The organism is Arthrobacter sp. UNCCL28 (assembly GCF_900102805.1).
Classification (GTDB): Bacteria; Actinomycetota; Actinomycetes; order Actinomycetales; family Micrococcaceae; genus Arthrobacter; species Arthrobacter nicotinovorans_A.
Genome location: NZ_FMWE01000005.1, coordinates 54,568 through 67,431, shown reverse-complemented (window position 1 = coordinate 67,431; position 12,864 = coordinate 54,568). Strand labels below are relative to the sequence as shown.

Sequence of the window (12,864 nt, the reverse complement as noted above, 5' to 3'; positions counted from 1 at the left end):
TGATCCTAGCCTCCCTGTGATGGCGGGCCCGGGCGCCGCGCTGCCGTCAGGTGCTGAGCAGCTCCAGCGTGGCCCCCGCAAACGTTGCTGCTGAGACGTTCCACCGGCCCAGCAGGCCTTGCAGGTTCTCGCCATCGGCCCGGTGGGCTGCGGTTTCGGATTCGAGCGTGGCAAGAATCCCGGTGCGGAGTTCAGTGTTGAAGTTCACTTTGCCAACGTTCATGGAAGGTGCCTTTGAGAGCTCATCGGACGGGATTCCCGAGGCACCGTGCAGCACCAGCGGGACTGCGGTCTGCGCGGCGACGTCCTGCAGGACATCCCAGCGGATGTTGGGCTCGCCCGTGTACTTTCCATGCACGTTGCCCACAGCCACAGCCAGGAGTTGGGCACCCGTCCGCTCCACGAAGTCCGCCACCTGTGCGGGGTCAGTGAGTCCGGCAACGGAAGCACCGGCGTCGAGCGCTGAATCAGCGGCGCTGAAAGCCTTGTCCTCATCGCCCGCGAGGCCGCCGAGTTCCGCTTCAATCACGACGTCGGCAGCACCGGCCGCGTCCAGCGCGGCACGGACTTGGCGGACCAGGGCGATGTTGTCCTCGTAGGGCAAGGACGAACCATCGGCCAGCACGGCGTCGGCACCGGCAGCCACGGATTCGAGAATGACCTCAAGGTCCGAGGCATGATCCAGCTGGACGGAGACCGGGACCGTGGCGTCGTCGGCCAGGCCGCGAAGGGCGGCGATGAGCCTCAAGCCGTTGGCGGTGGATGCTGTTTTGGGCGCAACCAGCAGGATCACTCCCAAGCGGGCTTCCTCCGCGGCCGAAACTACAGCCAGGGCGGTGGTGAAGTCGTAGCAGGTGAAGGCGGGAACAGCGGAACCTGACGTCAGCGCCGAGCCAACCAGGTGGTCGAGTTTGGCACGCATCAGTGGCCCAGGCCTCCCACCAGGATCCAGGCAACGTATGTCAGTACGAAGCCGGCGAGGCCCAGGATGGTGGTGAGGACGGTCCAGGTCTTGAGGCCGTCGGAGACAGTGAGGCCGTAGTAGCGGATCACGGTCCAGAAGCCTGCGTCCGTCACATGGGACAGGCCCAGCGCACCGAAGCCGATAGCGATCACAATGACGGCGATCTGGGCAGGAGTGTAACCGCCCTCCATTACCGCGGAGGTGAGCAGGCCGGTTGTGGTCACGATTGCCACGGTGGCCGAACCCTGCGCGGCGCGCAATGCCAGGGAGATGATGAAGCCAAGGACGATCACCGGCAGGCCGAGGCTGTCCAGGGTGTGGGACAGTGCTGCGCCGATGCCCGAGGTGCGGAGGACTTCACCGAACACGCCACCGGCAGCAACAACCATCAGGATCGAAGCGATGGGAGGCAATGCGCCTTCGAAGATCTCGCCGGTTTCCTTGAGGGACCAGTTGCGGCGGACGGCGAGCAGGAAGAAGGAGAGTGCCACGGCTACCAGGAGCGCGAAGAAGGGGTTGCCGATGAACGCGGCCACGCCATACCAGTAGTTCTCCTTGGGGATGGTCAGCGTGCCGACGGTTCCGAGGAGGATCTGGGCGATCGGTGCGGCGATCAGGAACATGATCAGGCCGGGACGTGGAGGGGCGATTGCACGGGCGCCGGGACCTTCGTGGCCAACGTGGACCAGGGACTCGGAGCCGAACTCTTCAACCTGCTTTTTGACGCCGGGCAGAAGCTCGTAGTCCTTGCGGTTCATGATGCTGGCAACCCAGTAGGACAGGAAGCCCAGGGGGATGCAGATGATGAGCGAGATCATGGTGATGAGCCCGATGTCCGCGCCGAAGACGCCTGCCCCTGCCACGATGCCCGGGTGCGGCGGGACAGCTACGTGGATGGACAGCATGATGCCGGCCATGGGCAGGCCGAATTTGATGGGGTGCACATTGGCGATCTTGGCGAAAGCGTAGACGATCGGGACCAGGACGATCACGCCCACTTCGAAGAACACGGGGATCGCCACAAGGAAGCCGACGGCGGTCAGTGCGACAGCGACGCGCTTGGCGCCGAGCTTCTGGGTGAAGTGGGTGGCCAGTGATTGCACCCCTCCTGATACTTCGATCATCCGGCCGAGGATGGCGCCAAGGGCGATCAGCAATGCGACTTTGCCCATGGTGCTGCCAACGCCGGTGGTCACCACGGTGAAGATGTCCTTCAGCGGAATCTGGGCTGCGACGCCTACCAGAATGCTGACGGCCAGCAGGGCAACGAAAGCCTGGATTTTGAAGCGGATGATCAGCACCAGCAGCAGGGCAATACCGGCTGCGGCGATGGTCAGGAGAAGGGGTGTTCCCAGCTCCACTGCGGGTTTGATGGGTGGGGCATCGGCCGCCCGGACCATCAAGGAGTTAACGAGGGGATTCATTGGGGGTGTCTCCTTTGACAAACCAGTCTAAAGAAGACCGGCGGGAGGTGGCGGCGACGGCGAAGGGGGGATCGCCGTCGTCGCGCGTTCTGGGTGGGGTGCTTAAGCGGTGCGCTTTGCGGGCGCAACAACCTTGATGACGGCGGAGTCGTCGGCGGCGGCGAGGCCCTGGGCCTGGCCGAGGAGATAAAGCTGTTCTGCTGCGGCGGCAACGGGGGCGGCGAGGCCCGCGGCGCGGGTTGCCTTGCCTACGATGCCCATGTCCTTGACGAAGATGTCGAGGCGGCTCAGGACCTCGGCGCCGTTTTCGGAGTAGGCCTCCAGGATGCGCGGGCCGCGGTTGGAAAGCATGAAGGAACCGGCAGCTCCGGCTTCGAGGGCGGCCAGGGTCTTGGCCTGGTCCAGGCCCAGGGCATCGGCGAGGGCCATGGCCTCGGCTGCGGCGGCAATGTGGACGCCGCAGAGGAGCTGGTTGACGGTCTTCAGTGCCTGGCCGTCGCCGGGCTTGTCTCCAACGATGCTCAGTGTGGACGCCAGCAGCTCCAGGGCCGGACGGGCCTTTTCAAGTGCCTCCGGTTCGGCGCCGACAACGATCAGCAGGTCGCCTTCTCCGGCGCGCTTCGGACCACCGGAAAGCGGCGCATCCACCAGGGCCACCCCGTATTCTGCAAGCTTCTCCACTGTGGCGGGGATGGCGTCGGTGCCCACGGTGCTGCCAAGGATCACTACAGCGCCCGGCTTCAACACCGAAGCGACGCCGTTCTCACCGAAGAGGACGTCGTTGAGTTGTTCGCCGTTGCGGACGGCCAGGAGCAGGGCGTCGGCGCCATCGGATGCCTCACGGGCTGAGGCGAAGGTCTTGATGCCGGCTGCTGCTGCGAGTTCCAGCCTGGGCTCGGCGATGTCGAAGCCGTGAACGGTGAGCTCGGAGGCGAGGCGGGTTGCCATGGGCAGGCCCATGGCGCCCAGGCCCAGGACGGTGACGGTGTAGTTGCTGCTGGTCATGGTGTTCTCCATTGAATTTTTCTGCGGCTGGGGTTCTAGAAAGTGGCGCTGAGCTTGCGGGTGACGTCGGTGAGGGATTGGTCATCGCCCACGTTGCCTGCAAAGACGATGTACGGGATGCCCTTGGCGGGGCCGTCCACCGGCTCCCAGAGCGAGACGATGCCTGGCAGCATGGGGCCGCGGACAATGGCGTGGCGGATTTCCAGGCCGTGCGCGGCCACGTCCGATGACGTGATGCCGCCCTTGGCGATGACGAACCGCGGCGGGAAGGTCTTCAGCGTCCGGTTCACCACGGCGACGACGGCGGCCGAGACGGTGCGGGCGATCTTCAGGCTCGCTGCGGGATCGTCGGTCTTGATGAGCAGGCGGCTGGTGTGGACGATCACGTCGCCTTTGTGGAGGGCGTCGACGACGTCGGAGACGACGGTTTCGATGTAGGCGTCGGCGTCTGCTTCGCCCGCGGTTTCGGTTCCGGCGATCAGTTTCTCGACGTCGATCTCAATGATCCGGGCCGAGCTGTGCTCTGCGGTCAGTGAGTTGAGCTGGCGGGTGGTGACACCCACATGGGAGCCCACCACGATCAGGCCGCCGGCTGTGGAGGGAGTGTTGCCTGCGTAGGCTTCCTCCGAGGTCAGCGCGCTGCGGATTTCCTGTCCGATCCGGCCCCTCACGAAGGGCGGGCCCACACGGTACAGGAGCTTCTTGCCGCGGCGTTCGGCTTCTTCGAGACCCAGGGCGAGGGCGCGGAAGTCGTTCTCGGTAACGATGTCGGCCACGATCGGGGTGGAGTTGGTGGCGGGCTCCAGGGCATCGGCGATGGCCTTTGCGGAGATGGTGGGATCCTGGGCGGAAGCTCCGGCCCGGATGATGTTCAGGTCCAGGACGATCACGTCGCCGGCGGGGAAGCGGCCGCCGGACTTCTCCTCCACATACTTGGCCATCTCTGAGTTGGCGAAGCCGAAGCTCGCGTCCTTGGCGAATTCCGTCTCGGCAACAGGGGTGAGGGTGCCTGCATTGTCGCCCGTCCCGCGCATGTAGTGGACGCCGCCGATGGTGACGCGGCCGGCGTCGGGAAATGCTGGAACGATCACCACGCCGTCAGTAGCTTCACCGGTTTCGGCCGCCACGGTGGCGGCGATGACGTCCGGCTCCAGGGGGTAGTGGCCACGGAGGGTGGAGTCGCTGCGGCTGACGAAACCCAGGCGCAGCCGAGGACCAACCCCATTGCCGGCCGCTGCGGCGAGGGCGTTGCGCACAATCTCCTCATTCCGGGCGGCGGCTTCGGCCGGGTCCAGGCTGCGGGTATTGGTGAGGACGTAGACAGCAGGCTTGGTCTTGTTTTCGTGGATGTGGGTGAAGGCCCAGATGAAGTCTGCAACTTCCCAGCGGGTGAGCACAGCGAGATCCGCAACGGACTGCGTGCCCGTGGGGTCGTCGTCGAGGACCACCAGGATCTTGGGTGCGGCCGCAGACGACGCCGCAACGGCGTCGGCAACCAACTGGGCGGGAATCTGGACTTCCGCCGGGAAAGCGGCCAAAACGTCGGCTTCAAGGGTCACTGTGCACTCCATCGTGGGAAATCTCTGTAGCGGTTTTGTGAATGTAAGATGTCAGACATCTAACATTTGAATTAGTGTGACACACGGCTCTTCACGGCGCAAGGTGCTGCGCATCACTAGGCTGGCTCCATGGCTGACAGTGATGTTCCGCTCCCGTTCGTGAAAGTCCTTACGCCGGCCATTCCCGCAGGTGAGCCGCTTCCCGTGCTGCTGATCCACGGCTGGGCATCCGGCTCGGTGTACTGGGAGCCACTCGCAGCGAAACTGCTCGACGCCGGCCGCGAAGTCTGGATCCTGGACCTCCCCGGCTACCACCCGGGCGAGTCCCTGCCTCCGGATTTCGCGTGGACGCTGGACTCGGCAGCAGCTTCCGTGGCGGCAGCCCTGGACGCCCGAAGACCAGCCCGCGCCGCGCAGGAACCGGTCCACTTGGTGGGCCACTCGATGGGCGGCAGTGTCTCGTTGACCCTTGCGGCAGCCCGCCCCGACCTGGTGGCCTCGCTGACCCTGGTGGGCATGGCGCCGGTGCCGCAAAACCAGGACTTCAAGGACGTACTCAGAACCCAGCTGAATCAGGGATTCTTCGACACCACGACCAAAGCGAAGCTCATGAATGCCTGGTACGGGGACCTTTCCGCAGAAGACATGGAGCGGCTCAGCACCGGTTTCGATGCCCCCTTCCCGGTTCTGTACGCCAGCGCGCTGGCGGCCATGACCGGCGTCGAGCCTTCAGTCCCCGGCCGCGTCCACGCACCACTGCTGGTGATCGCCGGAACTGATGACCGGGTCCGGCCCATGGAACAGATGCGCGCCTTCGTGGCCGAAGGCCCGGGGCGTCAGTTGAAAGCCATCAGCGGTGCGGGCCACAACGTCCACTGGGAACGACCCCGGGAATGCGTAGAGGCACTCACCGGATTTTGGGAAACAAGCCGGCCACGGCCAGCGTAAGATGTCTGACAACCGCCCGTCCCGAGGGAAATCCGCGGGGAGCCGGACGGTCTGAAGTACAGGAAATGGGGATACATGGCACGCAAGTCACTGGTGGGCGTGGTGGCAGATGAGTTGCTGGACCGCATCATCGCGGGTGAATTTCCACCCGGAACAGTGGTCCCCGGTGAGCTCGAGCTCAGTGCCAAACACGAGGTAAGCCGCATGACCGTGCGCGAGGCCATGAAAACCCTCGAGGCGCAGCGGATTCTCAGTGTGGAGCGCGGCCGTGGCACGTTCGTCAATCCCCTCAACCAGTGGGCTTCGCTGGAAGCCGTACTTCGTGCCGCTTCCGAAGGAACCAAAGACGCCGCCGCGGCGATCCAGCTCATTGAACTCCGCCGCATGCTCGAAACCGGCGCATGCGAGCTCGCCGCAGAGCGCATTTCCGATGCCGAACTCGCGGCCCTGACCGAACACGTCAATAAGATGCAGGCCGCCCACGACGTCAACGACCTCGCCGGCTTTGTGGAAGCAGACCTGGCCTTCCACGACGTTATTCTGCACGCCTCCGGCAACGTCTTTGTTGCCGTACTTTTCGAACCGCTGCACCGGGTCCTCGAAGCCCGCCGCACGGAGACCTCGGCTTTCCCGGAGATCCAGGAACATGCGATCGGGCACCACCGGAAGATCGCTGCCGCCCTGGAATCCCGGAATGCCAACGAGGCACGCCTCGCGATGGACGCGCACATGCAGCAGACACTGGATGACCTGAAGACGTACGTGCTGGAGGCGTAGCTGGCACCGGCGTCTTAATTGCTGGACTCGGGCGATTTAAATCCTGCACTAGCACGGTCTAGGAAAATCATTGATTTCCAACCTGGTGCCTACAGGCTCGCCGATGTCACCATCAGCGGCTCATCGGACCGGCCGCCCTCGCCAGGGAGTGTGCACGGAGACATGACGGCACTCCTCGACTTCATCAATGCGGACGTAGATCAAAACTACGAGCTCCTCAAGATTGCGCTCGCCCACCATCGGTTCGTCTGGATTCATCCTTTCGGCAATGGCAATGGCAATGGCAATGGTCGTGTCGGGAGACTCATGACTTACGCCGCCATGCGGCGGCAAGGGTTCTCCGACACCGCCGGATACCGGGCGCTGAACCCAACGGCCGTATTTGGGGAGAACCGTGCCCTCTACTACGAACGACTCGAAGACGCCGACTCCCTCGAACCCGAGTCCCTGATTCGCTGGTCGACGTATGTCCTCGAAGGACTGCTGACAGACCTCAGGAGGCTGGCGAAACTCGGTGACAAGGACTTCGTTACGGAAGGTCTGCTGGTTCCCGCAATTGCAAGAGGCCTCGCCTCTTCGCGCTTCACGGCGGACGAAGCCCTGGCCTTGACCATCATCGCGCGCAAGGTTGACGTAAAGGCCGCAGACCTTAGTTCAGCATTCACAGGCTCAGCCGCGACACGAAGTCAAGCCATTCGAAAGCTCCTGGACCGCGGCGTCATTGAACCGATCGCCGAGGGGAAGAGATCCTACCGGCTTCGACTGGCCCCGAGTGAACTAACGCCACTTCTGGTTCGGGAATTGGATCAATGGGGATTCCTGCCCCGCATTCTGCGCGATTAAGAATAGTCTCGGCCCCCTACTCAGCGGCGCAAGCTCTCGCTGGGCAGCTCGCCGAAGGCCTTCACATACAGCGCAGAGAAGCGCCCTTGGTGCGTGAAACCGCACAACTCCGCAACCGCCGTCACGCTTTGCTCACGGGGACTGGCCTCCAACAGCATCTCCCGGGCCCGGTCCAGGCGGATACTGCGGAGCATGTCCGACGGCGTCGCTCCCGTTTCCGCCCGCAGCGCGGTTTGGAGCGTGCGGACCGAAACGCCCAGGCACTCAGCGATGTCCGGGACAGTCAGTTCTTCGAAAGCGTGCTTTTCCAGCAGTTCACGGCATTCCCGGACCAGACGGCTCTCGGAATCCACGTCCCGGGCTTCCCCGACGGCCGGCTCCATCGCCATCAGCAGGCGCGACATCATGCTGTCCGCCAATAAACCCTGAACAAAGGCGGGAGCCGCAGACTGCGGCTGGCTGATCATGTCGTCATGAAGTTCGACGACGGCCCTCAAGAATGCGCGGCCAGCGGTACCTGAAAGGTCCATGCCGTAGCCCAGTCCACCCGGCGCCGTGCCGTTGAGCTGCCAGGCAACCCGCTCCAGCGCTGAGCGCCTGACGTACACAATCATGTGCGGACTGCCGCTGTCCCAGCTCATGGAGAAGGGCCTGTCCAGCGGAGGAACGGTGGCCATGGCCGGATTTGAGTCCACGGTGCTGGCACCCACTTGCATGGACGCATGCCCGGCCAAGGGGATCTGCACCAGGTGGAAATCCTGGAGGCCCTCCGGCTCAATCCGAACGTCCGCGCCGTAGTCCAGGAACTCGATTCCCACATCACCGCGGTGAAGGGAGCGTAGCTTCATGTCCACGGAGGCTTGGCGGGCCCTCGGGGCCAGCTCGTGGCTGCAGAACAGCTCAGCAATTTTGGCGTGCGCTTGGTCTACGTCGGTGGTGGCCATGGTTGGCCGACCCCGCAAAACGTCACGAGGAAGAATCCTCACCATCCGCCACCTGCTTCACCGGTTTTTTCTGCTGCACGGGTCTTTTTCGCTTTTCGGATGGTCCCCGCGCCGAGCGGATATTCCGGAGTCCAGCGACTCTCTAGAGTCGCTTTCAGGACCAGTATGACGCAGCTCACAGAACTGCAACAGTTGCGGAAGCGAGGTGAGGACAAGTGAAGAACATCAAGCTGGTGCATGACCGGCGGGACGAATGGGAACAGGGTCACTTCGAACTCTGGGCGGCGGAGCTTCGGGCCAGGGAAACCCACCTCACTTCCGCGGCCTGGGTTGGCTGGCACGAAGAAGAGGAGGACCCTGCGTAATTCGGATAATCCCCGCACCAAATGGATATTCCGAAAGACCGCGGCTCCCTAGAGTCACTTGCAGGACAACTATGACGCACGTCATATTTCCGTAACATCATCGTCGCAGGAAAGGGTTTGGCACATGTCAGCACTCAAGGGCAGGACAGCGATAGTTACCGGTGGGGCCACCAAGGTGGGCCAGGGCGTGGTCACCGCCTTGCGGGACGCTGGAGCTGTGGTGGTGGTTGCGGATATAGACCCCGACGGCGCCTCCCTCGCCGCCGGGTTGGGCGAAGGAGTCCACTACTCCCACACAGATATCACCGATGATGCGGCCGTGGACCGGCTGGTCAGCGGGACCGCGGCCCGGCACGGCAGTCTGGACATCCTGGTGAACCTGGCCTGCACATACAAGGACGACGGCGGAGCATCAGGCCGGGCAGACTGGCTCGAAGCACTCAACGTCAACCTCGTCAGCGCGGTAGTGGCAAGCAACGCAGCCCGCCCCTACCTCAAGGCATCCGGACACGGGGCCATCATCAACTTCACCTCCATTTCCAGCTCGGTGGCCCAGGCCGGGCGCTGGCTCTACCCGGCCAGCAAAGCAGCCCTGGTCCAGGTCACCCGCAGCATGGCCGTGGACTTCGCACCGGACGGCATTCGGGTAAACTCGGTCAGCCCCGGTTGGGTGTGGAGCAACATCATGGACTCCCTGAGCAACGGGAACCTCGAAAAGACCGACGCCGTGGCCGCCCCGTTCCATGCACTCAAGCGCGTTGGCCGACCGCACGAGGTGGGCGACGTCGTCGCGTTCCTCGCCGGCGACCAGGCCAGTTTCGTGACCGGCGCGGATTGGGCCGTCGACGGCGGCTACTCCGCCCTGGGACCGGAACGCGCCGAGGAAACCATCCCCCTCCTTGCCGCCAACTGATAACAGCGACAGCCAAGCACAACAGCAACAGAGACCGCACAGACCAAGAGAAAAGGGCAACACCATGACGCAACGCCACATCACCATCGTCGGAGCGGGCCAGTCAGGACTACAGCTCGGCATCGGCCTCCTCGACGCCGGGTTCCAGGTCACCACCATCTCCAACCGCACGCCTGAGGAAATCCATGATGGCAAAGTAGCCTCCAGCCAATGTATTTTCCACAACGCCCTGGAGCACGAGCGGGCCTTGGGCTTGGATTTCTGGCCGGACGCGCCCACCGTTGACGGCATTTCATTCACCATCCCCCACCCGGAGTTGCCGGGCGGGAAGGCCATCAGCTGGGCTTCCCGCCTGGACAACCACGCCAAGTCCATCGACCAGCGCGTGAAGTTCCCTAAATTCATGGAAGAGTTCACGGCACGGGGCGGCGAACTGGTGTTCGAGGACGCCGGAGTAGCCGAGCTGGAGAAGTACACGCAGAACTCGGATCTGGTGATTGTGGCGGCCGGCAAGGGCGAAATCGCGCAACTCTTCACCCGCGACGCCGAACGCAGCACCTACGACGCCCCGCAGCGCGCCTTGGCATTGACCTACGTCAAGGGCCTGAAACCCCGCGAAGAGTACTCGGCGGTCTCGTTCAACCTCATTCCCGGCGTGGGCGAATACTTCGTCTTCCCGGCCCTGACCACCACGGGTCCCTGCGAGATCATGGTGTTCGAAGGAGTTCCAGGCGGACCCATGGATACGTGGAAGGGCCTCTCCCCCGAGGAACACCTGCAGAACTCCAAAGACATCCTCAACACCTTCCTGCCGTGGGAAGCCGAACGGGCCACGGACGTGGAATTGACCGACCCCAATGGCATCCTTCAGGGACGCTTTGCCCCCACGGTCCGCCACCCCATTGCTACGCTGCCCAGCGGACGGCAGGTACTGGGCCTGGCCGACGTCGTGGTGTTGAACGATCCCATCACCGGGCAAGGCTCCAACAACGCCAGCAAGTGCGCGGCGTCGTACCTGGAAAGCATCCTCCAGCACGGAAGCGGGACGTTCGATGCCGGTTTCATGCAGGCCACGTTCGAGCGCTATTGGGATTACGCCCAGCACGTTGCACACTGGACAAATGCCCTCCTGGCTCCGCCGCCGCCCCACGTCCTTGAACTCCTTGGCGCCGCGAACAACGAGCCGGACATCGCGCACCGCTTCGCCAACGGCTTCAACCACCCGCCCGAATTCCAGGACTGGTTCATGTACCCGGACAAAGCCGCTGACTACCTTGCAGGCCTTTCCGCCGCCAAGGTTTCTTAGCACAACCCTGCTAAAAAGGACTCAACCATGCGAAAAATAGCAATCATTGGGGCAGGGGAATCGGGCGCCCAGCTGGCGCTCGGACTGCAACGGGACGGCTATGCGGTAACCCTCTTGTCCGACCGTTCCGCAGCCCAGATCCGCACCGGCAAAGTCATGTCCAGCCAGTGCATGTTCTCCACCGCCCTGGATGCCGAAGCCCAGCTGGGCACCTCCCTTAACGGGTTCTACGACTCCGGCTCCGTCCCTGAGATCACTTCCATCCGCCTCCGTGTGGATGCGGACGAGCCCATCGAGTGGGAAGCCCCCTTGGATGGCCCCGCCCGCTCGATCGATCAACGCATCAAGAGCGCCCTCTGGATCGAGACGTTCGTGGCCGCCGGGGGTGACTTCCGGATTGAGAAGGTCACCCCCCGCATGCTCGAAGAACTGGCCCGCGATTATGAGCTGGTCATTGTCAGCACTGGCAAGGGTGAGATCGGCCAGATCTTCCCGCGGGACAAGGCGAAATCGCCCTTCGACCGGCCGCAACGGGTGCTCGCGCTCAATTACGTCACGGCCGATGCCGGTGCTGTGCCGGTCGCCGGCAATGAGTCACCGGACAGCACCTCCAACAGCGCCCCCCAAAGCACTTCCAACGGCGCCGATGCCATCCGCATGTCCATGGCCCCCGGCGTCGGCGAGTTCTTTACCTTCCCCGGCCTGACCGTTTCCGGACCGTGCCGCATGATGGTGTTCGAAGGCGTGGTTGGTGGTCCCATGGACCGCTGGAGCGGCATCGAAACCCCTCAGGAACAACTGGACCGTTCGCTGGAAATCCTGCGCGAGCACTTCCCGCACGAGGCCGATAACTTCGCAACAGCCGAACTGACCGATAGCGGCGCCACGCTTCTGGGGCGCATCACGCCAACGGTGAGGTCCGCTGTCGGGGAGCTCGGGAACGGAAAGCTGGTGTTCGGGCTCGGCGACGCTGTGGTCCTCAACGATCCCCTCACCGGCCAAGGCTCAAACAATGCGACGCTGGCCGCAAAGTATTACCTCGACGCGATCATTCGCCGGGGCCAGCAGCCGTTCGACCGCAGCTGGATGGAGCGGACGTTCGATGAGTTCTGGCGAGGCTGGGGCCAGTGGGCCGTGGAGTGGACCAATGATCTCCTCAAGCCGCGCCGGGACCACCAGAAGACGCTGCTCAGCGAAGCTGCGGAACACCCGGCTTTGGCAGCAGGCATCGCGGCAGGATTTGATGATCCCCGCACGTCCTACCCCTGGTGGTTCGATCCCACCGCCGCTGCCGACTTCATGCAGGCCCGCAAGGAGGAAGACACCGCGGTTTTCGACGTCCGGGACTTCAGGGGTGCGTTGGGCCAGTTCGCCACAGGCGTTACCGTGGTGACCACTGTTGCTGCAGACGGCCGGAAGGTGGGCATGACCGCGAACTCGTTCACGTCAGTCTCCATGGAACCCCCGTTGGTGCTGTGGTGCCCAGGCAAACGCTCACCCAGCCTGGGCGACTTCGAAAACGCCACCCACTTTGCCATCAACATCCTGGCCAGCGACCAGCACGTCCTTTCCCGCCAGTTCGCCACGCCGGCCACCGACAAATTCGCCGGCGCCGGGACCACCGAGGGCATCGCAGGCGTTCCGCTGCTGGACGGCGCGGTGGCCACCTTCCAGTGCCGCACCGTGTCCAGGTACGACGCCGGCGACCACGTCATCTACGTGGGTGAAGTGGAGAAATACGACTACGACGGCGGCGCTCCCCTGGTGTTCCATGCCGGTAAGTACCACGCAACAGCCAGCCACCCGGACTTCTAGC

12 protein-coding genes are annotated in these 12,864 nt (G+C 63.8%); 7 read left to right on the top strand and 5 right to left on the bottom strand.

The genetic code is table 11. From position 1 onward, the window contains the following. Positions 1-46: 46 nt before the first annotated feature. From BLQ01_RS14710 to BLQ01_RS14695, 4 genes are all read right to left on the bottom strand, one after another. Positions 47-922: a class II fructose-bisphosphate aldolase gene (locus BLQ01_RS14710; RefSeq protein WP_091552568.1), complete on the bottom strand. Its 876-nt coding sequence runs from the start codon at positions 920-922 to the stop codon at positions 47-49. Further along, a complete protein-coding gene (locus tag BLQ01_RS14705; protein ID WP_026541739.1) occupies positions 922-2,388 on the bottom strand; it encodes a GntP family transporter in 1,467 nt (488 codons plus the stop codon). The genes BLQ01_RS14710 and BLQ01_RS14705 overlap by 1 nt, the downstream gene beginning before the upstream one ends. Before the next feature lie 102 nt (positions 2,389-2,490). After that, the gene (locus BLQ01_RS14700; protein WP_091552566.1) at positions 2,491-3,393 is read right to left on the bottom strand and encodes an NAD(P)-dependent oxidoreductase; all 903 of its coding nucleotides are present in this window, start codon (positions 3,391-3,393) and stop codon (positions 2,491-2,493) included. Between the two features lie 35 nt (positions 3,394-3,428). After that, positions 3,429-4,952, bottom strand: coding sequence for a four-carbon acid sugar kinase family protein (locus tag BLQ01_RS14695; protein ID WP_091552565.1), 1,524 nt, complete (start codon positions 4,950-4,952; stop codon positions 3,429-3,431). Positions 4,953-5,081: 129 nt separating this feature from the next. On the opposite strand from BLQ01_RS14695, the gene BLQ01_RS14690 reads away from it, so the two are divergent. The 3 genes from BLQ01_RS14690 (at position 5,082) to BLQ01_RS14680 (ending at position 7,520) form a co-directional block, all read left to right on the top strand. Then, on the top strand, positions 5,082-5,900 hold the full coding sequence (locus BLQ01_RS14690; RefSeq protein WP_091552563.1) for an alpha/beta fold hydrolase: 819 nt from the start codon (positions 5,082-5,084) through the stop codon (positions 5,898-5,900). A gap of 75 nt (positions 5,901-5,975) precedes the next feature. Further along, positions 5,976-6,677 carry a FadR/GntR family transcriptional regulator gene (locus BLQ01_RS14685; protein WP_091552561.1) on the top strand — a complete coding sequence of 234 codons (702 nt, stop codon included), beginning with the start codon at positions 5,976-5,978 and terminating at the stop codon, positions 6,675-6,677. An 18-nt stretch (positions 6,678-6,695) separates the two neighbouring features. After that, positions 6,696-7,520, top strand: coding sequence for a Fic family protein (locus tag BLQ01_RS14680; RefSeq protein ID WP_091552560.1), 825 nt, complete (start codon positions 6,696-6,698; stop codon positions 7,518-7,520). A 20-nt stretch (positions 7,521-7,540) separates the two neighbouring features. Here the strand turns inward: BLQ01_RS14680 and BLQ01_RS14675 are convergent, their stop codons facing one another. Further along, positions 7,541-8,464 carry an AraC family transcriptional regulator gene (locus BLQ01_RS14675; protein ID WP_254779467.1) on the bottom strand — a complete coding sequence of 308 codons (924 nt, stop codon included), beginning with the start codon at positions 8,462-8,464 and terminating at the stop codon, positions 7,541-7,543. A 215-nt stretch (positions 8,465-8,679) separates the two neighbouring features. On the opposite strand from BLQ01_RS14675, the gene BLQ01_RS22410 reads away from it, so the two are divergent. The 4 genes from BLQ01_RS22410 to BLQ01_RS14660 all read left to right on the top strand — a co-directional run bounded on the left by BLQ01_RS22410 (position 8,680) and on the right by BLQ01_RS14660 (position 12,863). Next, positions 8,680-8,829 (top strand): hypothetical protein, encoded by a 150-nt coding sequence (locus BLQ01_RS22410; RefSeq protein WP_175493453.1) that lies wholly within the window; start codon positions 8,680-8,682, stop codon positions 8,827-8,829. A gap of 124 nt (positions 8,830-8,953) precedes the next feature. Next, positions 8,954-9,742, top strand: coding sequence for an SDR family oxidoreductase (locus BLQ01_RS14670; RefSeq protein WP_026541733.1), 789 nt, complete (start codon positions 8,954-8,956; stop codon positions 9,740-9,742). Between the two features lie 64 nt (positions 9,743-9,806). After that, positions 9,807-11,048 (top strand): styrene monooxygenase/indole monooxygenase family protein, encoded by a 1,242-nt coding sequence (locus BLQ01_RS14665; protein ID WP_091552557.1) that lies wholly within the window; start codon positions 9,807-9,809, stop codon positions 11,046-11,048. A 27-nt stretch (positions 11,049-11,075) separates the two neighbouring features. Continuing rightward, positions 11,076-12,863, top strand: a complete 1,788-nt coding sequence (locus BLQ01_RS14660) for a flavin reductase (RefSeq protein ID WP_091552555.1) — start codon at positions 11,076-11,078, stop codon at positions 12,861-12,863. Position 12,864: the final 1 nt, after the last annotated feature.

Coding starts and splice junctions, on each gene's coding strand:
- BLQ01_RS14710 (WP_091552568.1), bottom strand. CDS start 922: ATGCGTGCCAAACTCGACCACCTGGTTGGCTCGGCGCTGACGTCAGGT.
- BLQ01_RS14705 (WP_026541739.1), bottom strand. CDS start 2,388: ATGAATCCCCTCGTTAACTCCTTGATGGTCCGGGCGGCCGATGCCCCA.
- BLQ01_RS14700 (WP_091552566.1), bottom strand. CDS start 3,393: ATGACCAGCAGCAACTACACCGTCACCGTCCTGGGCCTGGGCGCCATG.
- BLQ01_RS14690 (WP_091552563.1), top strand. CDS start 5,082: ATGGCTGACAGTGATGTTCCGCTCCCGTTCGTGAAAGTCCTTACGCCG.
- BLQ01_RS14685 (WP_091552561.1), top strand. CDS start 5,976: ATGGCACGCAAGTCACTGGTGGGCGTGGTGGCAGATGAGTTGCTGGAC.
- BLQ01_RS14675 (WP_254779467.1), bottom strand. CDS start 8,464: ATGGCCACCACCGACGTAGACCAAGCGCACGCCAAAATTGCTGAGCTG.
- BLQ01_RS14670 (WP_026541733.1), top strand. CDS start 8,954: ATGTCAGCACTCAAGGGCAGGACAGCGATAGTTACCGGTGGGGCCACC.
- BLQ01_RS14665 (WP_091552557.1), top strand. CDS start 9,807: ATGACGCAACGCCACATCACCATCGTCGGAGCGGGCCAGTCAGGACTA.
- BLQ01_RS14660 (WP_091552555.1), top strand. CDS start 11,076: ATGCGAAAAATAGCAATCATTGGGGCAGGGGAATCGGGCGCCCAGCTG.